A 23,249-nucleotide genomic window follows, 5' to 3' on the forward strand; every position below is an offset into this window, starting at 1 on the left:
GGCCTCTCACGGCTTGCCTACTGCTCACCGCACCGCGAGACGACCTTCTGCTCTTCATCCGAGAGGGTGGGGCCGGGGCCGGGAGTGGGTGCGGTCGTGGACGGGGACGGGGTCGAGGAGGGCGCCTTCGGTGAGCCCGACGGGTTGGGCGTCGGTGTCACCTTGGACGAATAGGAGGCGGGTGTGGTTCCCGTGCCCGCGCTCTCGCCCTCGCCCGTCTTGGCGTTGCTCTCGCTCCGCGTGGTGCTGCGCTCGGCCTGCTTCTCGCAGGCGGACGCCTGGACCGACAGTTCGTCGATCTTCGTCCGGGCGTCGCTCAGGTCGCCCTCGGCGATCGTCGCCTCCACCAGCTTCTGCTGGTACGGCGGTAGGTACTTGAGTTCGATCTCGGGGTGGTCCTTCTCCACCTTCGACAGCGACACCCAGGCCAGGTCCTGGCTGATCCCGCGGTACAGGGCGACGTGCTCGTCCTTGGTGCCGACGTAGTACTGGGTCTGGGTCCAGCGCCAGCCGCCGTACAGGCCGCCGCCGATGACGGCGAGGGCCAGCACGGAGTAGAAGGATCTCTTCACCCACCGGCGGCCCTTGCGGGGTTTGACGAAGTCGTCGTCGCCGTAGTCGAAGCCGTCGGTGGAGATGTAACCGGTGGTGTCGGCGTCGCCCGGCGAGCCGAACTCGCCGCCCCCGCCGCCCTGTCGGCCGAGGCCGGAGGCGCGGCCGGCGGGGGTCTGCATGATGCCGTTGTCGCCCACCTGGAGCTGGTTCTCGGCGACGGCGCCGACCACGACCGGGGTGTCGGAGAGCTGGCCGGCCAGGGTGTCCCCGGTGTCGAGGTCGAGGACGTCGGCGACAATGCAGGTGATGTTGTCCGGGCCGCCGCCGCGCAGCGCGAGCTGGATCAGCTCCTGCACGGTCTCCTGCGGGCCCTGGTAGCTGGCGAGGGTGTCCTCCATCGTCTGGTGGGAGACGACGCCGGAGAGTCCGTCGGAGCAGATCAGGTAGCGGTCGCCGGCCCGGACCTCGCGGATGGAGAGGTCGGGCTCGACGTGGTCGCCGCTGCCGAGCGCGCGCATCAGCAGGGAGCGCTGCGGGTGGGTGCCCGCCTCCTCCTCGGTGATGCGGCCCTCGTCGACCAGGCGCTGCACCCAGGTGTGGTCCTGCGTGATCTGGGTCAGCACCCCGTCCCGCAGCAGATAGGCGCGGGAGTCGCCGACGTGCACCATGCCGAGCCGCTGGCCCGTCCAGAGCAGCGCGGTCAGGGTGGTCCCCATGCCCTCCAGGCTGGGGTCCTCCTCGACCATCTGCCGCAGTTGGTCGTTGGCGCGCTGCACGGCGGTGCCGAGCGAGGTGAGGATGTCGGAGCCGGGCACGTCGTCGTCGAGGGCGACGATGGTGGAGATCACCTCGGAGGAGGCGACCTCACCGGCGGCCTGTCCGCCCATGCCGTCGGCGATGGCGAGCAGGCGCGGACCGGCGTAACCGGAGTCCTCGTTGCCCTCCCGGATCATGCCCTTGTGCGATCCGGCGGCGAAGCGCAGTGACAGACTCATGCGCACCTCGCCCGTCGGCTCGGGGTACAGCCGGTCGTGTCGAGCCACACTGCCCACCCTCCGGTCGGGAGCGCGCCGGGGCCCTGGGTGCCGGCCGCCGCCGCGTGCTCGCTCCGCTCGCGCTCATTCATGACGTAGCACTACTTCCGCAGCTCGATGACGGTCTTGCCGATGCGGATCGGTGCGCCCAGCGCGATCGGTGTGGCGGTCGTCAGCCGGGACCGGTCCAGGTACGTGCCGTTGGTCGAGTTCAGGTCCTCGACGATCCACTGGCCGTCGCGGTCCGGATAGATCCTGGCATGGCGGCTGGAGGCGTAGTCGTCGTCCAGCACGATCGTGGAGTCGTGTGCCCGGCCGAGCGTGATGGTCTGGCCCTGGAGGGCGACGGTCGTGCCCGTGAGGGTGCCCTCGGTGACGACCAGTTTGGTGGGAGCGTTGCGGCGGCCACGGCCGCCGCTCGGCTGTTGACGCTGCGGTGGTGGCGCCTGGCGCGCGGCCTGCTGCGGTGCCCGGCCGGCGTCCCGGCGCGACCCGCGCTGGGTGACGCGCGTACCGAACAGGTCGCTGCGGATGACCTGGACGGCCACGATCACGAACAGCCACAGTACGGCCAGAAAACCCAGCCGCATGACCGTGAGGGTCAGCTCTGACATTGCCCCCGGATCACCCTTCGGCTTGCCTATAGATAACGGTGGTGCTGCCCACGAGGATCCGCGAGCCGTCGCGGAGCGTAGCGCGGGTGGTGTGCTGTCCGTCCACCACGATGCCGTTGGTGGACCCGAGATCCTGGATCGTCGGGGGCGTTCCGGTCCGGATCTCGCAGTGCCGGCGGGAGACGCCGGGATCGTCGATCCGCACGTCGGCCTCGGTGCTGCGGCCCAGTACGAGCGTCGCGCGGGAGATCTGGTGGCGGGTGCCGTTGATCTCGACCCAGTGGCGGGTGCGGCCACCGGCCGCGGCGGCCGGCGCGGGCCCGGCCGGCGGCCGCTGCGCGCCCTCGGCCGGGGGGTATCCGTAGCCCGATCCCGCGCCGGCGCGCGCGCCGGGAGGCGGCGCGGACGGCATCGGGGGGGCGCCGGGGGAGGCAGCGGCCGGCGGTCGGCCGTAGCCGCCGCCCCGTCCCGCGGGCGGCGGGGAGGCGGGCGGCGCGGCCGGCGCCGGCGCGCTGGAGGAGGAGGCGAGCGTACGGCTGCGCACCCGGTACAGACCGGTGTCCAGGTCGTCCGCCTTCTCCAGATGGACCTTGATCGGTCCCATGAAGGTGTAGCGCTGCTGCTTGGCGTAGTCGCGCACCATGCCGGCCAGCTCGTCGCCGAGCTGCCCGGAGTAGGGGCTGAGGCGCTCGAAGTCCGGAGTGCTCAGCTCCACGATGAAGTCATTGGGCACGACCGTGCGGTCGCGGTTCCAGATGGTCGCGTTGTTGTCGCACTCGCGCTGCAGCGCGCCCGCGATCTCCACGGGCTGCACCTCGGACTTGAACACCTTCGCGAAGGTGCCGTTGACCAGACCTTCGAGACGCTGCTCGAACTTCTTCAGGACTCCCATGGGGCACCTCCTCCGTCGCTGCCGTCCTGCTCACTGCCCTGCGTACCGCCGACCCGCGCACTGCCCGCCTGGTACTGCTTACTGATCGTATCCACGCGCCGGTCGATCGGCTGGTTCCCCCTGTCGGACCGGTCGACGGGTGTCGACGCCTCTCGGAGTTCCCGCTGAAGCCCCCCTTCGAACGCCGGGGGCCACTCCCGCTCGTACTCCTGCCCAGGATCGTAGAGGCGCTCGTGGACCAGTGTCCCGCACCGGACTGTGCGCCCGGCCCTGCCACCGGGGGGACGGCCGGACCGGTACGAGGTTGATACGTGAACGGCCGCCCGTCGAGACCTGCCCGTCGGAGCCCTCCGGGGGCGCCGGAAGCGAGGTGAATCCACCCCGACCAGCGTGCTAATGTTCTGCGTGTCGGAAGGGGCCGCACCGAAAGGGAAGGCACCGGAGGACACACCCAATGCGCGGGTGGCGGAATAGGCAGACGCGCTGGATTCAGGTTCCAGTGCCCGAAAGGGCGTGGGGGTTCAACTCCCCCCTCGCGCACCAGTCGAAAGCCCCCCAGGTCTCGGACCTGGGGGGCTTTCGCGTTGTCGGCCCCGGCCGTCCCGCCGGTGCCGTCCCTCCCGTGCTGTGAGGAAGGTCTCAGCGGTGCGCGGGCGCCGGCGGTACCGTCTTGGCGCGTCGGCGTCGGGTCAACGGGCCGGTGGCGTCCGCTCGACGGGCCGGCGCGGGGAAAGGCGTACGGGCATGAGGAGGTCGGCGGGATGACCCAGCAGGTGACGGGCGCGGAGGCGGACGGAGACGGGGGCGCGGCGGGGGCGCGGCGGCTGCCCGTCGTTGCCGGGTTCGCTCGGTGGCCCGCCGAGGGGTCGTCGAAGGCGGCGGGCAAGGCGCTGCGCGAGCGGGTCCCGCGCGCCGCGCACGCCGTGTTCGAGGCGGACGCCGGCCGCCCCGGCGCGGTGGCCGCGGTCGAGGAGTCCAACCGCGGCCGCATATCCGCGCTCACCCCGATACGGGTCGGACGCATGACGGCGAATCCTTTCGCCTTCCTGCGCGGCGCGGCCGGTCTGATGGGCCACGACCTGGCGCGGACGCCGACGACCGGGATCGGCGCCCAGATCTGCGGGGACGCCCACGCGGCCAACTTCGGCCTCTACGGCGACGCCCGCGGCGGTCTGGTCATCGACCTGAACGACTTCGACGAGACGGTCCACGGGCCCTGGGAGTGGGACCTCAAGCGGCTCGCCGTCTCGCTGGTCCTCGCGGGCCGGGAGACCGGTGCCGACGAGGACACCTGCCGCAAGGCCGCGTACTACGCCGCCGGCTCCTACCGCCGCACGACCCGGCTGCTGGCCAAGCTCCCCGCGCTGGACGCCTGGAACGCCATCGCCGACGAGGAACTGGTCTCCCACACCGACGCCCACGACCTGCTGGGCACGCTGGAGCGGGTCGCCGAGAAGGCGCGGGCCAACACCAGCGGGCGCTTCGCCGCCAGGTCGACCGAGGCCGACGGGGACGGCGGGCGCCGGTTCGTGGACGCCCCGCCGGTGCTGCGGCGGGTGCCGGACGCCGAGGCGGCGCTGGTGGCGGCCTCCCTGGAGGAGTACCTGGGCACGCTCTCCGAGGACCGGCTGCCGCTGCTGTCCCGGTACGCGGTGCGGGACGTGGCGTTCCGGGTCGTCGGCACCGGCAGCGTCGGCACCCGCTCGTACGTGGTGCTGCTCCTGGACCACCGGGGCGAGCCGCTGGTCCTCCAGGTGAAGGAGGCCCGCGCCTCGGCGCTGGTGCCGCATCTGGTGACGGCCGGCTTCGAGGTGCCCGAGGCGGGGCACGAGGGCCGGCGGGTGGTCGCGGGGCAGAAGCGGATGCAGGTCGTCAGCGACTCCTTGCTGGGGTGGACGACGGTCGACGGCCGGCCCTACCAGGTGCGGCAGTTCCGCAACCGCAAGGGCAGCGTCGACGCCGCCGCCCTCGCCCCCGACCAGGTCGACGACTACGCCCGGATGACAGGCGCCCTGCTGGCCCGCGCCCACGCGCACAGCGCCGACCCGCGGCTCCTCGCCGGGTACTGCGGCAAGAACGACGAACTGGACGAGGCGGTCGCGGCCTTCGCCGTCGCCTACGCCGACCGCACCGAGGCGGACCACGCGGACCTGGTGGCGGCGGTGCGCGCGGGCCGGGTGGCGGCCGAGCAGGGCGTGTGACGGCTTCGGCGGCGGCGAGGGCGCGGCACGCAGGGCCTAGGGTGGGTGTGTGACGACCCCGGAAGCTGACCAAGGCGGTGCCTCGCGGCCCGAGGCACGGCTGGAGCAGGCCGTGCGGGCCGCCGAACAGGCGCTCATCGAGTACGAGATCGCGGTGGAGACCTTCCGGGTGGAGGTCGAGAACTTCTCCCGGCTGCACCACCAGCGGCTCGGCCCGGTCTACGCGCGGCTGGAGGAACTGGAGGCGCTCGTCCTGGAGGCCAGGGCCGCCCGCAGCGGTGCGGCGGAGGACCGGCGCCTGGCGGACGAGGCACGGGCCCGGCTGCTGCCGCTGCCCGGGGTCGAGGAGCTGACCCACGGCTGGATGGACGGGGGCGGGCTGTTCCCGGAGGCCACCGCCATGCTCAACGGCCAGGAGGTGCGGCCCCCGCAGCGGGTGCGGCCCGGCGAGGAGGCCCGCAAGCTCTACCGCGACCTGGTCCGCAAGGCCCACCCCGACCTGGCGCAGGAGGAGGACGACCGGGTCCGGCGCGAGGAGTTCCTCACCCGGGTCAACGCCGCCTACGCCCGCGGCGACGAGAAGGAGCTGCGGGAGCTGTCCGCGCAGTGGGACGCCGGTCCGCGGGAGGAGCGCGGGGAGAGCCTCGCCGAGGAGCTGTACGCCCGCCTGGAGTGGCTGGCGCGGCGCAAGGACCTGCTCCAGCGGGTCGCCACCGAGCTGGAGGAGAGCGCCATCGGCGGCATGCTCCGGCTCGCCCCGGACGACCCCGACCGGCTCCTGGAGGAGATCGCCGAACATCTGGCGGCGCAGGTGGCCGAGCGCGAGGCGGAGTTGGCCGGACTGCTGGCGGCGCCGGCCGCGGAGCCGGGTTCCGGTAGCGTCGGGGCATGAGCTTCGGACAGGGTGTGCCCACGGTCGAGGTCGCGGACCTCAAGGACGACGACTTCCTGCTGGACGTCCGCGAGGACGACGAGTGGCAGGCGGGTCACGCACAGGGGGCGTTGCACATCCCCATCAGCGAGTTCGTCGCCCGGTACGGCGAGCTGACCGAGGCCGCGCCGGCCGACGGCCGGGTCCACGTGATCTGCCGCTCCGGCGGGCGGTCGGCCCAGGTCGCCATGTACCTCGTCCAGCAGGGCGTCGACGCGGTGAACGTCGACGGCGGCATGCAGGTGTGGGCGGCGGCCGGCCGGCCCGTCGTGACGGACGCGGGCGCGGCCGGGTACGTGCTGTAGCAGCCGCGCCGCGGAACGTGGCGACGATCACCGTGCCTTGTCGCCGCGGAGGGCTGTGGGTGCGCGTCCTCGCCAGTACCGTTCGCGTGCGGGCCCGCGCCGAGCGGTGCGCGCTCCTGTGACGACGGATGCCACACGACGGGGAACGGGGCGGAATGGACGCGCACGACACGGGGCCTGTCGCCGCCCCGCCGGACGACCCGCCCGGGGACGCCGAGACCCCCGCGGGCGGCGCGGAGGCCCGTACCGGTGTCGCCGCGCTCTCCCCGCCCTACCAGGTCGGCGCGGCGCTGGCGCTCGCCGTCGTCGCCATCGTGGTCTGCGTCCACCTCACCATGACGTTCCTGCACGTCGCCCCGTCGAACACGGTCACCAAGCGGCACGGTGACGCGGTCGGCGAGTGGATCTACCCGGAGTTCGAGCAGAACTGGAAGCTGTTCGCGCCCAATCCGCTGCAGCAGAACACCGCCGTCCAGGTCCGCGCCGACGTGCGCACGGCGGACGGCGGGGTGCGCACCACCGGGTGGTACGACCTGTCCGCCGAGGACGGCCGGGCCATCGACGGCAATCCGCTGCCGAGCCACACCCAGCAGAACGCGCTCCGCCGCGCCTGGGACTTCTACGTCGCCACCCACGACGCCGACAACCGCCCGGTGGGGCTGCGCGGCTCGCTCTCCGAGACGTATCTGCGTCGCATCGCCGTACTGCGGCTGGAGCGCGCGGACGCGGCCGGGCCGGGCGGTGCCCTCGACCGGGTCCAGTTCCGCTCCCGGACCACCGCCGTGAAACCGCCCGCCTGGAGCGGTGAGCGCGGCTCCGGCCGGTCGCAGACGCGGGACCTGCCCTGGTGGCCGGTGACCGCCCGCGAGACGGAAGGAGGCGTGGCGTGAACGGCCTGTCCCTGTCGGTCTCCCGTGCCATCGCCCGGGTCACCGAGACCGCCCTCGGCCCGTACCAGGCCGCCGTGATCCGGATCGGCTTCAGCGCGACCTGGCTGCTCTTCCTGCTCCGCGAGATCCCCCACCGCGAGGAGCTGTACGGTCCCGACGGCCCCTGGAGCTTCGACCTCGCCGCGCGGCTCATCTCGGACAACGGCGCCTTCTCCGCGCTGATGTGGTCCGACGGCGCGCTCTGGTTCGAGACGTGCTACACGCTGGCCGTGCTCTCCTCGGTCCTGCTGCTGCTCGGGTGGCGGACCCGGACCATGTCCGTGCTGTTCATGGTCGGGGTGCTCTCGCTGCAGAACCGCAGCGTCTTCGTGGGGGACGGCGGCGACAACGTCCTGCACCTGATGAGCGTCTACCTCGTCTTCACGCGCTGCGGCCTGGTCTGGTCGCTGGACGCGCGGCGGGCCCGGCGCGTCGAGGCGCGCCGGGCGCGGGGCGAGTACGCCGGCGACCGCACCGGGCCCGTGCTGTGGGTGGTGCTCGGGTGCGTGCTGGCCCCGATGACCCTGCTGGGCGGGCTGGACAGCGAGTGGGTCGTGCCGGCGCTGCTGTGGGGGGTGTGGCTGGCCCAGGGGCTCTGGTGGCTCGTGGGGCGCCGGGCGAAGGACGGGGAGCCGCGGATTCTGCTCGACGTCGTCGCCAACGTCGTGCACAACGGCGCGCTGCTGGTCGTGATGGCCGAGGCGTGTCTGATCTACGCCACCGCCGGCTGGTACAAGATCCAGGGTTCGCGCTGGCAGGACGGCACCGCCGTGTACTACCCGCTGCGACTGGAGTACTTCTCGCCCTGGCCCGCCCTCGGCGACCTGCTGACCGCCAGCGGCACGATGGTCATGATCATCACTTACGGGACGGTCGCGGTGCAGGTCGCGTTCCCGTTCACGCTGCTCAACCGGCGGGTGAAGAACGTCCTGCTGGCCGCCATGATCACCGAGCACGCCGCGATCGCCGTACTGCTCGGGCTGCCGTTCTTCTCGCTGGCGATGATCGCGGCCGACGCGGTCTTCCTGCCGACGCCGTTCCTGCGCCGGCTGGGCGCGGGCGCGGAGCGGCTGCGGGCGCGGCTGCGCGGGCGGCTGGTGCGGCGGCGGGGCGGGGCGCCGCTGCCGGGGCCGCGCACCGAGCAGGAGGCCGAGTCCACGCACGTAGGCTTCGGCGCATGACCGAGCCCGACCCGCTGCGCGCCTGGCGCGGCCTCGCCGGCACCCATGTGCTGCTCGACGGCTTCCACGCGCTCAAGCACGCGCTGCGCTTCGGCGCGGACGTCCCGGTGGCCGTCACCGCCGACCGGGAGGCGGCGCTCGCCCTCGCGGACGAACTGGCCCCGGACGTACGGGGGCGGCTCGACGCGCTGCTCACCGAGGTGCCCCGGGCCGCGTACACCTCCCTCGTGCCGCGCCCGCACCCCACCGAGGTGGCCGCGCTCGCCGTACGCCCGGCCCGGCAGGACCACCTCGCGCGGCTCGCGCGCACGCCCCGGTCCGCGCCCGTGGTGGTCCTGGACGATCCGCGCAACCTGGGCAACGCGGGGGCGGTGATCCGGCTGGCCGCCGGGTTCGGGGCGACCGGGGTGGTCACCACGGGCACCGTCGACCCCTGGCATCCCGCGGTGGTGCGGGGCGGGGCGGGCCTGCACTTCGCGACCGCGGTGGAGCGGCTGACCGTGCCGGAGCTGCCGCCGGGCCCGGTCCACGCCCTGGACCCCGAGGGCGAGGACATCCGGGGGCTGACGCTGCCGGACGACGCGCTGCTCGCCTTCGGCTCCGAGCGCAGCGGCCTCTCGCGCGAACTGCGCGCGCGTGCCGACCGGTTGGTGGCGCTGCCGATGCGCCCCCAGGTCTCCAGCTACAACCTCGCCACGAGCGTGGCGATGACCCTGTACCACTGGAGCGCCGGCGCTCGGCCTTAGTTCTCGCCGCGCTCGCCGCTCACCCGCTCACTCGTTCTTCCCGTTCCCCCTGTCGTCCCTGCGGACCTCGATCACGCGGAAGCGGTTCGCGACGAAGGCGGCGTCGGTGAGGGCCGCGTTGGCCGCCGGGTTGCCGCCGGAGCCGTGGAAGTCGGAGAACGCGGCCGTCTGGTTGACGTAGACCCCGCCGGTGAGGTTGAGGGAGAGCTGGGCGGCCTCCTCCAGGCAGACCTCCTCCACCGCCCGCTCGACCTCGGCGTCGGTGGTGTACGCGCCCACCGTCATCGCGCCCTTCTCCCGGATGCCGCGGCGCAGCAGCGCGACGGCGGCCGCCGCCGAGTCGACGGCGACGGCGAAGGAGACCGGACCGAAGCACTCGCTCAGGTACGCGGCCTCGTCGTCCGGCTCGGCGCCGTCCAGCTTCACGATCACCGGGGTGCGCACCACCGCGTCGGGGAAGTCGGGGTGGGTCACCGCGCGGGAGGGCAGGGCGACCTCGCCGAGTCCGGCGGCGGCCTCAAGGCGGGCCCGCACACCGGGGTTGACGAGGGCGCCCAGCAGGGCGCTCGCCCGCGTGTCGTCGCCGAGGAGGCTGTCGACGCCGCGCGCGAGGTCGGCGACCACCTCGTCGTACGTCTTCGGGCCCTGGTCGGTGCGGATGCCGTCGCGGGGGATCAGCAGGTTCTGCGGGGTGGTGCACATCTGGCCGCTGTACAGGGACAGGGAGAAGGCCAGGTTGGCGAGCATGCCGCGGTAGTCGTCGGTGGACTCCACGACGACCGGGTTCACCCCGGCCTTCTCGGTGAAGACCTGGGCCTGGCGGGCGTGGGTCTCCAGCCAGTCGCCGAACTCCGTCGAGCCGGTGTAGTCGATGATCCGGATCTCGGGGCGGGTGGCGAGGGTCTTCGCGATGCCCTCGCCCGGCCGCTCGGCGGCGAGCGCCACCAGGTTCGGGTCGAAATCGGCCTCGGTGAGCACCTCCCGGGCGGTGCGGACGGTGAGCGCGAGCGGCAGCACCGCGCGCGGATGGGGCTTGACCAGGACCGCGTTGCCGGTGGCGAGGGAGGCGAAGAGCCCCGGGTAGCCGTTCCACGTCGGGAAGGTGTTGCAGCCGATCACCAGGGCGATGCCCCGGGGGACCGGCGTGAAGTGCTTGGTCAGCTCCAGCGGGTCGCGCCTGCCCTGCGGCTTGGACCACCGCGCGGACCCGGGGAGGCGGGCCTGCTCCGCGTAGGCGTACGCCACCGCCTCCAGGCCGCGGTCCTGGGCGTGCGGCCCGCCCGCCTGGAACGCCATCATGAACGCCTGGCCGGAGGTGTGCATCACCGCGTGGGCGAACTCCATGGTCCGGTCGCTGATCCGCTTGAGGATCTCCAGGCAGACCGCCGCGCGCACCTCCGGGCCCGCGTCCCGCCAGGCCGGCTGCCCGGCCCTCATGGCGGGCAGCAGCACGTCGAGGTCGGGGTGCGGGTAGCTCACGTCCAGCTCGATGCCGTAGGGGGAGACCTCGCCGCCCACCCAGTCGTCGGTGCCGGGCTGGCCGAGGTCGAGGCGGGTGGAGCGCAGGGCCTCGAAGGCGGCCTCGCCCGCCGCCGCGTCCAGGCTGCCGTGCTCCCCGTACGCCTTGGGGTGCTCGGGGTGCGGGGACCAGTACGCGCGGGTGCGGATCGTCGCCAGGGCCTGGTCGAGGGTGGGCCGGTGCCTGTCGATCAGTGCCTGCGTGGTGACGTCGGCGGCCATGCGGGACCAACTCCTCGTCTCGGGAACTCTTCGTCGAGCCCATGACCTGGGCGGATCTTCGGGGAACTTCGGCGGGACGGATCGGACAGAGCTAGAGTAACCGAACGATCGGTCGGGACAAGGGGGTCCGCCGCATCTGTGGAAAACCCCGTGCGGGAGGATCGCGTCCATGACAGCACTCGACCTCAGCAGCCCCGTGGCCGTCGTCGGCACCGGCACCATGGGCCAGGGCATCGCCCAGGTGGCACTGGTCGCGGGGCATCCCGTGCGGCTGTACGACGCCGTCCCCGGGCGGGCCCGCGAGGCGGCCGACGCCGTCCTCGCCCGTCTCGACCGGCTCGTGGCGAAGGAACGGATGACCGAGGCCGCCCGGGACGCCGCCCGGACCCGCCTCGCGCCCGCCGGGAGCCTGGCCGACCTGGCCGGCTGCGCGCTGGTGGTGGAGGCGGTGGTGGAGCGGCTGGAGACCAAGCAGGAACTGTTCCGGGCCCTGGAGGACGTCGTCGCCGACGACTGTCTGCTCGCCACCAACACCTCCTCCCTGTCCGTCACCGCCGTCGGCGGCGCCCTGCGGCTGCCCGGTCGCCTCGTCGGCCTGCACTTCTTCAACCCGGCGCCGCTGCTGCCGCTGGTGGAGGTGGTCTCCGGGTTCGCCACCGACGCCTCGTCCGCCACGCGTGCGCACGAGACGGCCCGCGCCTGGGGCAAGACCCCGGTCGCCTGCGCCGACACCCCCGGCTTCCTCGTCAACCGCGTCGCCCGGCCCTTCTACGCCGAGCCCTTCGCGGCGTACGAGGCCCGAGCCGCCGACCCGGCCACCATCGACGCCGTGCTGCGCGAGTCGGGCGGCTTCCGGATGGGCGCCTTCGAACTGACCGACCTCATCGGGCAGGACGTCAACGAGTCCGTCACGCACTCGGTGTGGCGGTCCTTCTTCCACGACGCCCGCTTCACGCCGTCGCTCCCGCAGCGCCGGCTGGTCGAGTCCGGCCGCCTCGGCCGCAAGAGCGGACAGGGCTGGTACGACTACCGCGACGGCGCCGAGCGCCCCGGGCCGCACACCGCCCCACCCGCCGGCCGGCCCGCGCACATCACCGTCCACGGCGGTCTCGGCCCGGCCCGTGAGCTGGTCCCGATGGCCCGCGAGGCGGGCATCGAGGTGCGCGAGGGGGCGGGCACCGGGGTGCGCGAGGGGGAGGAGGCGAGCGACCCGCGCGTCGTCCTGCCCGGTGGCGGAGCGCTGTACCCGGCCGGCGGCCGGACCGCCGCCGAGCGGGGCGACGCCGTCCACTTCGACCTCGCGTTCGACTACCGCCGGGCCACCCGCATCGCCCTGTCCGCCGGGCCGGGCACCGCGCCCCGGACGGTCGAGGAGGCCACCGGCCTGTTCCAGGCGCTCGGCAAGGAGGTCAGCGTCATCGGCGACCTCCCCGGCATGATCGTCGCGCGCACGGTCGCGCGGATCGTCGACCTCGCCCACGACGCGGTCGCCAAGGGCGTCGCCACCGAGGAGGACGTCGACACCGCGATGCGGCTGGGCGTCAACTATCCGGCGGGCCCCTTCGAGTGGGACCGTGCGCTGGGCCGGGACTGGGCCCACCGACTGCTCTCGGCCCTGCACGAACGCGACGCGTCGGGCCGCTGCGCCCCCTCCCCGGCGCTCCACGCCCACGCCCACGCCTACACCCCTGACGAGCGGGAGGGCACCTCATGACCACCGCCAAGCGCGACACGTACACCCCCGAGACGCTGCTCTCGGTCGCCGTACGGGTCTTCAACGAGCGCGGCTACGACGGCACCTCCATGGAGCACCTCTCCAAGGCGGCCGGGATCTCCAAGTCGTCGATATACCACCACGTCTCCGGCAAGGAGGAACTGCTGCGCCGGGCCGTCAGCCGGGCGCTGGACGGCCTGTTCGGCACCCTGGAGGAGGAGCACGCGCGGGTGGGCACCGCCGCCGAGCGGCTGGAGTACGTGGTACGGCGCATGGTCGAGGTGCTCATGGCCGAGCTGCCGTACGTGACGCTGCTGCTGCGGGTGCGCGGGAACACCGGCACCGAGCGGTGGGCGCTGGAGCGGCGGCGCGAGTTCGACCACCGGGTGGCCGGGCTGCTGAAGGCGGCGGCGGCCGAGGGCGACGTGCGCGACGACGTGGAGGTGCGGCTCGCCACCCGGCTGGTCTTCGGAATGATCAACTCGATCGTGGAGTGGTACCGGCCCGACGGCCGGGGCATGGGCGAGCGCGAGGTGGCCGACGCGGTGGTGCGGCTGGTCTCCGGCGGCCTGCGCGGCGGCGCCGAGGAGCGCTGACCCGGGACGGCTCGGTCGCGCGGCCCCAGGTCCCGCTGGACGGATCGGTCGCGCGGCCAGGTCCCGCTGGACCGCTCAGTCGCGCGGCTCCAGGTCCTGTTCCTCGAAGACCAGCAGCGTGCGGGTGCTGAGCACCTGGGGGATCGCCTGGATGCGGGTGAGGACCAGTTCGCGCAGGGCGCGGTTGTCGGGAGTGTGCACCAGGAGCAGGACGTCGAAGTCGCCGCCCACCAGGGCGATGTGGGAGGCGCCGGGCAGCTCTTCGAGCTGTTCGCGCACCGTGCGCCAGGAGTTCTGGACGATCTTCAGGGTGATGTACGCCGAGGTGCCCTGGCCGGCCCGCTCATGGTCCACCCGGGCGCTGAAACCCCGTATGACGCCGTCCTCCAGGAGACGGTTGATACGCGCGTAGGCGTTGGCCCGCGAGATGTGCACCCGTTCGGCGACCGACCGTATCGAGGCGCGGCCGTCCGCCTGGAGCATGGCGAGGATGTCCTGATCGATGGCGTCCAGGGGCCGCGGGGGCGGCCGGCCGCCGGTGTCCCGCGCGCGGTCGGCCATTTGTTCAGATGCCATCTCCCCCGGCCTTCCTACCATGGACGTACTGCGTCCATCACAGGTTGTGCAGAACCGTTTGTCCACAGCCTGGGGGTGCCTGTAGCCAGAATGTGCCGACGACCGAACAATCGGTAGGTGAGGCCCGTCACATCCGTGACGTGCCGCAAGCCGCTCCCACGAGGAGGTGCCGTCATGACGGTCACGCAGCAGCGGGGGGCCTACCGGCCGGCCCCGCCGCCCGCCTGGCAGCCCCGCACGGACCCCGCGCCGCTGCTGCCCGAGGCGCGGCCGTACCGGGTCCTCGGTACGGACGCGGCGGCCGGGGCCGACCCCGAGCTGCTGCGGACGCTGTACACCCGGCTCGTGGCCGGCCGGCGCTACAACACGCAGGCCACGGCCCTCACCAAGCAGGGCCGGCTCGCCGTCTACCCCTCCAGCACCGGGCAGGAGGCGTGCCAGGTCGCGGCGGCGATGGTGCTCCGGGACCGTGACTGGCTCTTCCCCAGCTACCGCGACACGCTCGCCGTCGTCACGCGCGGTGTCGACCCCGTCGAGGTGCTCACCCTGCTGCGCGGCGACTGGCACACCGGCTACGACCCCCGCGCGCACCGGGTCGCCCCGCTGTCCACGCCGCTCGCCACCCAGTTGCCGCACGCCGTCGGCCTCGCCCACGCGGCCCGCCTCAAGGGCGACGACGTGGTCGCGCTGGCCATGGTCGGCGACGGCGGCACCAGCGAGGGCGACTTCCACGAGGCGCTCAACTTCGCCGCCGTCTGGAAGGCCCCGGTCGTCTTCCTCGTGCAGAACAACGGCTTCGCGATCTCCGTCCCGCTCGACAGGCAGACCGCGGCCCCGTCGCTGGCCCACAAGGCCGTCGGCTACGGAATGCCCGGCCGCCTGGTCGACGGCAACGACGCCGTCGCCGTCCACGAGGTCCTCTCCGACGCCGTACGGCACGCGCGGGAGGGCGGCGGGCCGGTGCTGGTGGAGGCGATCACCTACCGCCTGGAGGCGCACACCAACGCGGACGACGCGACGCGCTACCGGGGTGACGCCGAGGTGGAGAACTGGCGGGGGCACGACCCGCTGGTCCTGCTGGAGCGGGAGCTGACCGGGCGCGGTCTGCTGGACGAGGAGGGGATGCGCGCCGCGCGGGCGCGGGCCGAGGCGATGGCCGCGGACCTGCGGGCCCGGATGAACGAGGACCCGGTGCTCGACCCCATGGACCTTTTCGCCCACGTCTACGCCGAACCGACCCCGCAACTGCGCGAGCAGCGGGAGCTGTTGCGGGCGGAGCTGGCGGCGGAGGCCGAGGCGGAGGCGGACGCGGAGGCAGCGGCGGTCGCCGGGGCCGGGGCCGGGGCGGGGACCGCACGGGACGGGGGCGCGCGATGACCACCGTCGCCGCCAGGCCGGCCACCATGGCGCAGGCGCTCAACCGCGCGCTGCGCGACGCGATGGCGGCCGATCCGGGCGTCCACGTCCTGGGTGAGGACGTGGGCGCCCTCGGCGGGGTCTTCCGGGTCACCGACGGGCTCGCCGCGGCGTTCGGCGAGGACCGCTGCACGGACACCCCGCTCGCCGAGGCCGGCATCCTGGGCGCGGCGGTCGGCATGGCGATGTACGGGCTGCGGCCGGTGGTGGAGATGCAGTTCGACGCCTTCGCCTACCCGGCGTTCGAACAGCTCGTCTCGCACGTCGCCCGGATGCGCAACCGCACGCGCGGCGCGCTGCCCCTGCCGCTGACGATCCGCATCCCCTACGGCGGCGGCATCGGCGGCGTCGAACACCACAGTGACTCCTCCGAGGCGTACTACATGGCCACCCCGGGGCTGCACGTCGTCGCGCCCGCGACCGTCGCCGACGCCTACGGGCTGCTGCGGGCCGCCATCGCCTCCGACGACCCGGTGGTCTTCCTGGAGCCCAAGCGGCTGTACTGGTCGAAGGACTCGTGGAACCCGGAGGAGCCGGCACCCGTTGAAGCGATAGGCCGTGCGGTGGTGCGGCGCCCCGGACGGAGCGCCACACTCCTCACGTACGGGCCGTCCGTGGCCGTCTGCATGGAGGCGGCCGAGGCGGCCCGGACCGAGGGCTGGGACCTGGAGGTGGTCGATCTGCGCTCGCTGGTGCCGTTCGACGACGAGACGGTGTGCGCCTCGGTGCGGCGCACGGGCCGCGCGGTGGTCGTCCACGAGTCGGGGTCCTTCCAGGGGCCGGGCGGGGAGATCGCCGCCCGGGTCACGGAGCGCTGCTTCCACCACCTGGAGGCGCCGGTGCTGCGGGTGGCCGGGTTCGACGTCCCGTATCCTCCGCCGATGCTGGAGCGTCACCACCTGCCCGGTGTGGACCGTGTCCTGGACGCGGTGGGGCGTCTGCAATGGGAGGCCGAGAGCTGATGGCACAGGTCCTGGAGTTCAAGCTCCCCGATCTCGGTGAGGGGCTGACCGAGGCGGAGATCGTGCGGTGGATGGTCGAGGTCGGTGACGTCGTCGCCGTCGACCAGCCGGTCGTCGAGGTCGAGACGGCCAAGGCGATGGTCGAGGTCCCCTGCCCCTACGAGGGCGTGGTCACCGCCCGCTTCGGCGCCGAGGGCACGGAACTGCCGGTCGGCGCCCCCCTGCTGACGGTGGCGGTGGGCGGTCCGGCGGAGGAGAGCCGGGCGGTGGAGGCCGAGGATGCCGAGGACGCCGGGGACGCCGGGGGCGGTGCCGGGAGTGACAAGGGTGCTGGGAGCGCCGGGAGCGCCGGGAGCGCCGGGGGTGCCGGGGGTGCCCGGGAGGTCGGGGCGAGCGGGGGTCCGGGTGACAGGGGCGAGGGCTCGGGCAATGTCCTCGTCGGGTACGGGACCGCACAGGCGCCCGCGCGGCGACGCCGGGTGCGGCCGGGGCAGCCCGTGCCGGGTCCCGGGGCGCCGGGGCGGGCGAACGGCCGGGAGCGCGCGGCCGAGCGGGCGGACGGCCCCGTGCCCGTCATCTCGCCCCTGGTCCGCAGACTGGCCCGGGAGAACGGCCTGGACCTGCGCGACCTGAACGGTTCCGGACCGGACGGGCTGATCCAGCGCGCGGACGTGGAGTACGCGCTGCGCGCCGCCGCCGCACACGCGCGCGCGGCGACGGCGGCGACAGCGACAGCGACGGCGGCGACAGCGGCGGCGGCCGGGTCGCTGGCGGGGCCCGGTCCGCGGACGGCGCCGGCGGCCCCCGCCCCGCGGCGGCCCGGTACGGACATCCCGTCCGGTGTTGTCCGCGTCCCGCTCAAGGGCGTCCGCGGTGCCGTCGCGGACAAGCTCTCCCGCTCCCGCCGCGAGATACCGGACGCGACGACCTGGGTGGACGCGGACGCCACGGAGCTGATGCGGGCGCGGACCGCGATGAACGCGGCCGGCGGACCGAAGATCTCCCTGCTCGCCCTGCTGGCCCGCGTCTGCACCGCCGCGCTGGCCCGTTTCCCCGAGCTGAACTCCACGGTCGACACCGAGGCGAGGGAGGTCGTCCTGCTCGACCGCGTCCACCTCGGGTTCGCCGCGCAGACCGACCGGGGCCTGATGGTGCCGGCCGTCCGGGACGCGCACGCGCGGGACGCCGAGTCCCTCACGGCGGAGTTCGCCCGGCTCACCGAGGCGGCCCGCACCGGCACGCTGACCCCGGCGGAACTCACCGGCTCCACCTTCACGCTGAACAACTACGGCGTCTTCGGCGTCGACGGCTCCACTCCGATCCTCAACCACCCCGAGGCGGCCATGCTCGGCGTCGGCCGGATCGCCGCCAAGCCCTGGGTGCACGAGGGCGAGTTGGCGGTGCGGCAGGTCGTCCAGCTCTCGCTCACCTTCGACCACCGGGTCTGCGACGGCGGTACGGCGGGCGGTTTCCTGCGGTACGTGGCGGACTGCGTCGAACAGCCCGCGGTGCTGCTGCGCACACTCTGATCGCGCGGCCTCCCCCACGTTCCTCGCGCCCGCCCGGACACGCATACTCGGGGGGTGACCGCGTACGAGCCACCCGCCGACCCCGGCGGCACCGCCGCCCCGCCGGGGCGCGGACCCGCCCCGCGCGCCGCCGGGTACGACGCCGTCGTGCTCGCCGGGGGCGCCGCCCGGCGGCTCGGCGGCGCGGACAAGCCCGGGGTGCGGGTGGGCGGGCGGGCGCTGCTCGACCGGGTGCTCCTCGCCTGCGCCGGCGCCGCGGTCACCGTCGTCGTCGCCGCTCCCCGGCCCACCGCCCGGCCGGTCCGCTGGGCCCGCGAGGAGCCCGCGGGTGCCGGACCGGTCGCCGCGCTCGCCGCGGGGCTGCGCCACACCACCGCGGAGCACGTCGTCGTCCTCTCGGCCGATCTGCCGTTCCTGCCCGCGCGCACCGTGGAGCACCTGTTGGGCGTCCTGGCCGCGAGCCGGGCCGAAGGCGTGCTGCTCACCGACGCCGACGGGCGTGACCAGCCGCTCGTCGCCGCGTACCGCGCCGAGGCCGTGCGCCGGGAGCTGGCCGCGCGGGCCGGGGAACCGGCGGGGCTCACCGGGCTGCCACTGCGCCGGCTGACCGCCGGTCTCCTTCTCGCTCGCGTCCCCGACCCCGTCGCCTCGTTCGACTGCGACACCTGGGACGACATCGCCACGGCAAGGGCACGGATCAGGGAGCATGAGCACGTGTTGGATGAATGGATTTCCGCCGCCAAGGACGAACTGGGCATCGAACTCGACGTCGACACCGGCGTCCTGCTCGACCTGGCCCGCGACGCCGCCCACGGGGTGGCCCGGCCCGCTGCCCCACTGACCACCTTCCTCGTCGGTTACGCGGCGGCCCGGGCCGGCGGCGGCCCCGAGGCCGTCGCCGAGGCCGCCCGCAAGGCGGTCGCCCTCGCGGAGCGCTGGGCCGGGGAGACGGCCGAGGACACCGCCTCCGCCGACGCCCCTGCGGTGCCGGGCTCCCCGGACGACCGTCCGGAACCCGGCAGCCGCCCGGACGCCGGATGACCGCCCGCGGCGTCCGGACCGGGCCGGGCGCGTGGCAGGGAGACGACCTCGACGTCGAGGAGGCGCTCGCCCTCGTGAAGGAAGCCCCGGGCCCGCCCGAGGAAGACCCCGGCGCCGCCGAGCCGGAGCCCGCACCACCGGACCAGCGGCACCGCACCTCTCACCAGCACGGCGCGGCCACCCAGCACGATCCGGCCACCCGAGGCGACTCGGCCACCCGCCGAGGCCCGGCCGGCCGCCGAGGCCCGGCCGGCCCGCCCGGTCCGGCCGGCCCGCAGGAGTCCAGCCACCGGGCCGTCTCCTGGCCGCGGGCGCGCGCGATCGCGGAAGAGACAGGGCGTTCCGCCGCCCGTGCCGCGCACCGCGCCCCCCTCTCCGTCCCGCTCGACGCGGCCCTCGGCCTGACCCTGGCCGCCCCCCTCGACGCCCTGAGCGACCTGCCCTCCTTCGACACCTCGGCGATGGACGGCTGGGCGGTCTCCGGGCCCGGCCCCTGGAAGGCGGGGCGGGACGGTGTCCTCGCCGGGCACGCCGCGCACCGGCCGCTCGCCGACGGGGAGGCCGTCGGGATCGCGACCGGTGCCCGGATCCCCGACGGCACCACGGGCGTACTGCGCGGCGAGCACGGCCGCACCGACGACCGGGGCCGCCTCCACGCCCTCCACGCGGTGGTGCCGGGGCAGGACATCCGGCCGCGCGGCCAGGAGTGCCGCAGCGGCGACCGGCTCCTGATGGCCGGCACGCTGGTGACCCCGGCGGTGCTGGGGCTCGCGGCGGCCGCCGGGTACGACACGCTCACCGCGGTCGCCCGGCCCCGCGTCGAGGTCCTCGTCCTCGGCGACGAACTGCTCACCCAGGGGCCGCCGCGCGACGGCCTGATCCGGGACGCGCTCGGCCCGATGCTGCCGTCCTGGCTGCGGTCGATGGGTGCCGAGGTCACCGCCGTCCGGCGGCTCGGCGACGACGCCGGGGCGCTGCACCGGGCGGTGACCGGCTCCGACGCCGATGTCGTGGTCACCACCGGGGGCACCGCCGCGGGTCCGGTCGATCACGTCCACCCCACGCTGGGCCGTATCGGTGCCGAACTCCTCGTCGACGGCGTCGAGGTACGTCCCGGCCATCCGATGCTGCTGGCCCGCCTCCGGGAGCGCCAGCACCTCGTGGGCCTGCCCGGGAACCCCCTGGCGGCCGTCTCCGGCCTGCTCACCCTGGCCGAACCCCTGCTGCGGAGCCTCGCGGCCCGGCCGGCCCCGGAGCCGTACCCGCTGCGCCTGCGGGACGCGGTGCAGGGGCATCCGTACGACACCCGGCTGGTCCCCGTGGTCCTGCGGGACGAGGGCGCCGTGCCGCTGCACTACAACGGACCGGCCATGCTGCGAGGCATCGCGGTCGCCGACGCCCTGGCCGTCGTCCCGCCGGGCGGCACGCGGCGGGGGCAGGAGACCGAGCTGCTCGACCTGCCGTGGGCCGCCGCCGGAATCGGAGTGTGTTTCACGTGAAACTTTCGGGCCAGGACGCGATCGCCCGCCAGGCGGACGAGCACCTCGTGACCCACAAGGTGAAGCTCCCCAGGAAGCTGGTCGAGCACCCGTTCCGCCAGGTCGGCAAGCGGCTGTCGCTGGCGCTGGTCGTGCTGGTGGCGACCGCGTTCGTCGTCTACGTCGACCACGACGGCTACACGGACAACTCCGACGGCTCCGTGGACCTTCTCGACGCCTTCTACTACGCGACCGTCACCCTCTCCACCACCGGGTACGGCGACATCACACCGGTCAGCGACGCCGCCCGGCTGACCAACATCTTCGTCATCACACCGCTGCGCGTGCTGTTCCTGATCATCCTGGTCGGCACCACGCTGGAAGCCCTCACCGAACGCACCCGGGAGGAATGGCGCCTGAACCGCTGGAGGTCCACCTTGCGCGATCACACCGTCGTCGTCGGTTTCGGCACGAAGGGACGGTCGGCACTCCACACCGTCTGCGCGACGGGACTGAGGAAGGAGCAGGTCGTCGTCGTCGACCCGAGCGGCAAGGCCATCGACGCCGCGACGGCCGACGGTTTCGCGGGCGTCATAGGGGACGCCACCCGCAGCGACGTCCTGATGCGGGCCGAGGTGCACAAGGCACGGCAGATCATCATCGCCACCCAGCGCGACGACACGGCCGTACTGGTCACCCTCACCGCCCGGCAGCTCAACCGGGGGGCGAAGATCGTCGCCGCGGTCCGCGAGGAGGAGAACGCGCCGCTGCTGAAGCAGTCCGGCGCGGACGCGGTGATCACCTCCGCCAGCGCCGCCGGCCGGCTGCTCGGGCTCTCCGTGCTCAGCCCGGCCGCCGGCATGGTGATGGAGGACCTCATCAGCCAGGGCAGCGGGCTCGACCTGGTCGAACGGCCGGTCATAAAGGCCGAGGTGGGCAAGCACCCGCGGGAGATGGACGACCTGGTGCTGAGCGTGCTGCGCGGACACCGGGTGCTCGGCTACGACGACAAGGCGGTCGGCGGGCTGGAACTGACGGACCGGCTGATCACGATCGTCCGGGCGACACCGGCGACGCAGATCGCCCCCGACGTCCGCCCCCTGCCCCGGGACTGACCCGGCGACGGCCCGGAGGGAAGCCGCGTCTCCCGGCTTCCCTCCCGGCGCGTCTCGCCGAACGTCTTCACCCGGCCCGCAGCCTCGATCGCGCCCGACGGCCGACGGCCGACGGCCCGGCCCTCCGGAGGCGGGGGGCCGGGGTGGGGGTGGGGCGCCCTGTCCCCGGACGTGTGACGCGCTCCGCCGGACGGGCAGGAGTAGCGTCCCTTTCATGCATGCGATCACGATCAATGAACCCGGCGGCCCCGAGGCGCTGGTCTGGGCCGAAGTCGCCGATCCGGTGCCCGGTGAGGGCGAGGTGCTGGTCGAGGTGGTGGCCGGGGCCGTCAACCGCGCCGACATCATGCAGCGCCAGGGTTTCTACGACCCGCCGCCCGGCGCCTCCCCCTACCCGGGCCTGGAGTGCTCGGGCCGGATCGCCCGGCTCGGTACCGGCGTGTCCGGCTGGTCGGTCGGCGACGAGGTGTGCGCGCTGCTCTCCGGCGGCGGATACGCCGAGAAGGTCGTCGTCCCGGCCGGACAACTGCTCCCGGTCCCCGAGGGCATCGACCTGCGGCAGGCCGCGGCGCTGCCCGAGGTGGTCTGCACGGTCTGGTCGAACGTCTTCATGGTCTCCCACCTGCGCCCCGGCGAGACCCTGCTGGCGCACGGCGGTTCCAGCGGCATCGGCACCATGGCGATCCAGTTGGCCAAGGCGGTCGGCGCGAGGGTCGCCGTGACGGCCGGCAGCAAGGAGAAGCTGGAGCGCTGCGCCGAGCTGGGCGCGGACATCCTGATCAATTACCGGGAGCAGGACTTCGTCGCCGAGGTGCGGGAGGCCACCGGCGGTGCCGGCGTCGACGTCATCCTGGACAACATGGGCGCCAAGTACCTGGACCGCAACCTTCAGGCGCTGGCCGTCAACGGACGCCTGGCCGTCATCGGGCTCCAGGGCGGCCGGAAGGCCGAACTGGACATCGGCACCATGCTCGCCAAGCGCGTCGCGGTGACCGCCACCAGCCTGCGCGCCCGGCCCCTGGAGGAGAAGACGGCGATCGTGGCGGCCGTGCGGGAGCACGTCTGGCCGCTGCTCGCCGAGGGCCACGTACGGCCGGTCGTCGACCGCGAACTGCCGATGAGCGAGGCGGCGGCCGCCCACCGGGTGGTGGAGGAGAGCGGTCACATCGGCAAGGTGCTGCTGGTGCTGGAGTAACGGCGGCGAGCGGCACGAGGACGTGGCCGGGTGCGCTCCACGCTCACACCCGGCCGCGGCGCAGCCGCAGGCCGACGAAGGCGAAGGCCAGACCGAGGCCGACCAGGACCAGTCCGCTGCCGAGCACCAGGGCGTCCAGGACCGGCCCGCCGCCGCCCTCGGCCCGGGACACGGTCCGGGGAACGGGGCCGGTGGCGGGCGCTGACGGTACGAGTCCGGCGTCGCCGGGCCCCGCGGAGGTGTCCGGGACGACCGGTACGTCCGCTTCGTGGCCGTCCCCGTCCGGACGGCGCCGGGCGTGCTCATGGGCCCCGCCGCCCTCGTCCTCCCGTGTCTCCTGCCGCCCCGGCCGCTGCCTTCCCTCACCGGCCCGGCTCCCCGCCCGGGACGGCTCGCCGCCGGACGGGGACGCCGAGGAGGCGGAGGACGAGCCGGACGGGGACGCGGAACCCCGCGCCGCACCGGCCCCGGGGCTCTCGGAGCGGCCGGCCCCGGCGGA

The 23,249-nt window shown here is 74.2% G+C and carries 21 protein-coding genes and 1 tRNA gene; 16 read left to right on the forward strand and 6 right to left on the reverse strand.

What is annotated here, in order from left to right; translation table 11 throughout:
* Positions 1–17: 17 nt before the first annotated feature.
* The 3 genes from ABEB00_RS11745 to ABEB00_RS11755 all read right to left on the reverse strand — a co-directional run bounded on the left by ABEB00_RS11745 (position 18) and on the right by ABEB00_RS11755 (position 3,095).
* The gene (locus ABEB00_RS11745; RefSeq protein WP_345619310.1) at positions 18–1,550 is read right to left on the reverse strand and encodes a Stp1/IreP family PP2C-type Ser/Thr phosphatase; all 1,533 of its coding nucleotides are present in this window, start codon (positions 1,548–1,550) and stop codon (positions 18–20) included.
* A 140-nt stretch (positions 1,551–1,690) separates the two neighbouring features.
* Positions 1,691–2,203 carry an FHA domain-containing protein FhaB/FipA gene (locus ABEB00_RS11750; RefSeq protein ID WP_345619311.1) on the reverse strand — a complete coding sequence of 171 codons (513 nt, stop codon included), beginning with the start codon at positions 2,201–2,203 and terminating at the stop codon, positions 1,691–1,693.
* Between the two features lie 10 nt (positions 2,204–2,213).
* Positions 2,214–3,095 carry an FHA domain-containing protein gene (locus tag ABEB00_RS11755; RefSeq protein WP_345619312.1) on the reverse strand — a complete coding sequence of 294 codons (882 nt, stop codon included), beginning with the start codon at positions 3,093–3,095 and terminating at the stop codon, positions 2,214–2,216.
* Positions 3,096–3,551: 456 nt separating this feature from the next.
* Between ABEB00_RS11755 and ABEB00_RS11760 the strand changes: the two genes are divergently transcribed.
* The 7 genes from ABEB00_RS11760 to ABEB00_RS11790 all read left to right on the forward strand — a co-directional run bounded on the left by ABEB00_RS11760 (position 3,552) and on the right by ABEB00_RS11790 (position 9,388).
* Positions 3,552–3,638, forward strand: a tRNA-Leu gene (locus ABEB00_RS11760).
* A 218-nt stretch (positions 3,639–3,856) separates the two neighbouring features.
* Positions 3,857–5,296: a DUF2252 domain-containing protein gene (locus tag ABEB00_RS11765; RefSeq protein ID WP_345619314.1), complete on the forward strand. Its 1,440-nt coding sequence runs from the start codon at positions 3,857–3,859 to the stop codon at positions 5,294–5,296.
* A 49-nt stretch (positions 5,297–5,345) separates the two neighbouring features.
* Positions 5,346–6,188, forward strand: coding sequence for a hypothetical protein (locus ABEB00_RS11770; RefSeq protein ID WP_345619315.1), 843 nt, complete (start codon positions 5,346–5,348; stop codon positions 6,186–6,188).
* A 14-nt stretch (positions 6,189–6,202) separates the two neighbouring features.
* The gene (locus tag ABEB00_RS11775) at positions 6,203–6,532 is read left to right on the forward strand and encodes a rhodanese-like domain-containing protein (RefSeq protein ID WP_345619670.1); all 330 of its coding nucleotides are present in this window, start codon (positions 6,203–6,205) and stop codon (positions 6,530–6,532) included.
* A 155-nt stretch (positions 6,533–6,687) separates the two neighbouring features.
* Complete coding sequence (locus tag ABEB00_RS11780; protein ID WP_425586471.1) at positions 6,688–7,422, forward strand: DUF5819 family protein; 735 nt, start codon at positions 6,688–6,690, stop codon at positions 7,420–7,422.
* Positions 7,419–8,642: an HTTM domain-containing protein gene (locus ABEB00_RS11785; RefSeq protein ID WP_345619318.1), complete on the forward strand. Its 1,224-nt coding sequence runs from the start codon at positions 7,419–7,421 to the stop codon at positions 8,640–8,642. The genes ABEB00_RS11780 and ABEB00_RS11785 overlap by 4 nt, the downstream gene beginning before the upstream one ends.
* Positions 8,639–9,388, forward strand: a complete 750-nt coding sequence (locus ABEB00_RS11790; protein ID WP_345619319.1) for a TrmH family RNA methyltransferase — start codon at positions 8,639–8,641, stop codon at positions 9,386–9,388. Before ABEB00_RS11785 ends, ABEB00_RS11790 begins: the two co-directional genes overlap by 4 nt.
* 27 nt (positions 9,389–9,415) lie before the next feature.
* Here ABEB00_RS11790 and paaN read toward each other — a convergent pair whose 3' ends face one another.
* Positions 9,416–11,128: a phenylacetic acid degradation protein PaaN gene (paaN, locus tag ABEB00_RS11795; protein WP_345619320.1), complete on the reverse strand. Its 1,713-nt coding sequence runs from the start codon at positions 11,126–11,128 to the stop codon at positions 9,416–9,418.
* 169 nt (positions 11,129–11,297) lie between these two features.
* On the opposite strand from paaN, the gene ABEB00_RS11800 reads away from it, so the two are divergent.
* Positions 11,298–12,842 (forward strand): 3-hydroxyacyl-CoA dehydrogenase, encoded by a 1,545-nt coding sequence (locus ABEB00_RS11800; protein WP_345619321.1) that lies wholly within the window; start codon positions 11,298–11,300, stop codon positions 12,840–12,842.
* Positions 12,839–13,438, forward strand: a complete 600-nt coding sequence (locus tag ABEB00_RS11805; RefSeq protein WP_345619322.1) for a TetR/AcrR family transcriptional regulator — start codon at positions 12,839–12,841, stop codon at positions 13,436–13,438. The genes ABEB00_RS11800 and ABEB00_RS11805 overlap by 4 nt, the downstream gene beginning before the upstream one ends.
* Before the next feature lie 75 nt (positions 13,439–13,513).
* On the opposite strand, the gene ABEB00_RS11810 is transcribed toward ABEB00_RS11805, so the two are convergent.
* Positions 13,514–14,014, reverse strand: coding sequence for an Lrp/AsnC family transcriptional regulator (locus tag ABEB00_RS11810; protein WP_345619323.1), 501 nt, complete (start codon positions 14,012–14,014; stop codon positions 13,514–13,516).
* Positions 14,015–14,188: 174 nt separating this feature from the next.
* Here ABEB00_RS11810 and pdhA point away from each other — a divergent pair, with 174 nt between their 5' ends.
* The 7 genes from pdhA (at position 14,189) to ABEB00_RS11845 (ending at position 22,750) form a co-directional block, all read left to right on the forward strand.
* On the forward strand, positions 14,189–15,391 hold the full coding sequence (pdhA, locus tag ABEB00_RS11815) for a pyruvate dehydrogenase (acetyl-transferring) E1 component subunit alpha (protein ID WP_345619324.1): 1,203 nt from the start codon (positions 14,189–14,191) through the stop codon (positions 15,389–15,391).
* A complete protein-coding gene (locus ABEB00_RS11820; protein WP_345619325.1) occupies positions 15,388–16,392 on the forward strand; it encodes an alpha-ketoacid dehydrogenase subunit beta in 1,005 nt (334 codons plus the stop codon). The genes pdhA and ABEB00_RS11820 overlap by 4 nt, the downstream gene beginning before the upstream one ends.
* The gene (locus ABEB00_RS11825) at positions 16,392–17,921 is read left to right on the forward strand and encodes a dihydrolipoamide acetyltransferase family protein (protein ID WP_345619326.1); all 1,530 of its coding nucleotides are present in this window, start codon (positions 16,392–16,394) and stop codon (positions 17,919–17,921) included. The genes ABEB00_RS11820 and ABEB00_RS11825 overlap by 1 nt, the downstream gene beginning before the upstream one ends.
* A 54-nt stretch (positions 17,922–17,975) precedes the next feature.
* The gene (locus ABEB00_RS11830) at positions 17,976–18,962 is read left to right on the forward strand and encodes an NTP transferase domain-containing protein (RefSeq protein ID WP_345619328.1); all 987 of its coding nucleotides are present in this window, start codon (positions 17,976–17,978) and stop codon (positions 18,960–18,962) included.
* Complete coding sequence (locus ABEB00_RS11835; protein ID WP_345619329.1) at positions 18,959–20,461, forward strand: molybdopterin molybdotransferase MoeA; 1,503 nt, start codon at positions 18,959–18,961, stop codon at positions 20,459–20,461. Before ABEB00_RS11830 ends, ABEB00_RS11835 begins: the two co-directional genes overlap by 4 nt.
* Positions 20,458–21,555, forward strand: coding sequence for a potassium channel family protein (locus ABEB00_RS11840; protein ID WP_345619330.1), 1,098 nt, complete (start codon positions 20,458–20,460; stop codon positions 21,553–21,555). Before ABEB00_RS11835 ends, ABEB00_RS11840 begins: the two co-directional genes overlap by 4 nt.
* A 214-nt stretch (positions 21,556–21,769) precedes the next feature.
* Complete coding sequence (locus ABEB00_RS11845) at positions 21,770–22,750, forward strand: NAD(P)H-quinone oxidoreductase (protein ID WP_345619331.1); 981 nt, start codon at positions 21,770–21,772, stop codon at positions 22,748–22,750.
* Positions 22,751–22,793: 43 nt separating this feature from the next.
* On the opposite strand, the gene ABEB00_RS11850 is transcribed toward ABEB00_RS11845, so the two are convergent.
* Positions 22,794–22,922, reverse strand: coding sequence for a hypothetical protein (locus ABEB00_RS11850; protein WP_345619332.1), 129 nt, complete (start codon positions 22,920–22,922; stop codon positions 22,794–22,796).
* Positions 22,923–23,249: the final 327 nt, after the last annotated feature.

The organism is Streptomyces ziwulingensis, assembly GCF_039542605.1.
Lineage (GTDB): Bacteria > Actinomycetota > Actinomycetes > Streptomycetales > Streptomycetaceae > Streptomyces > Streptomyces ziwulingensis.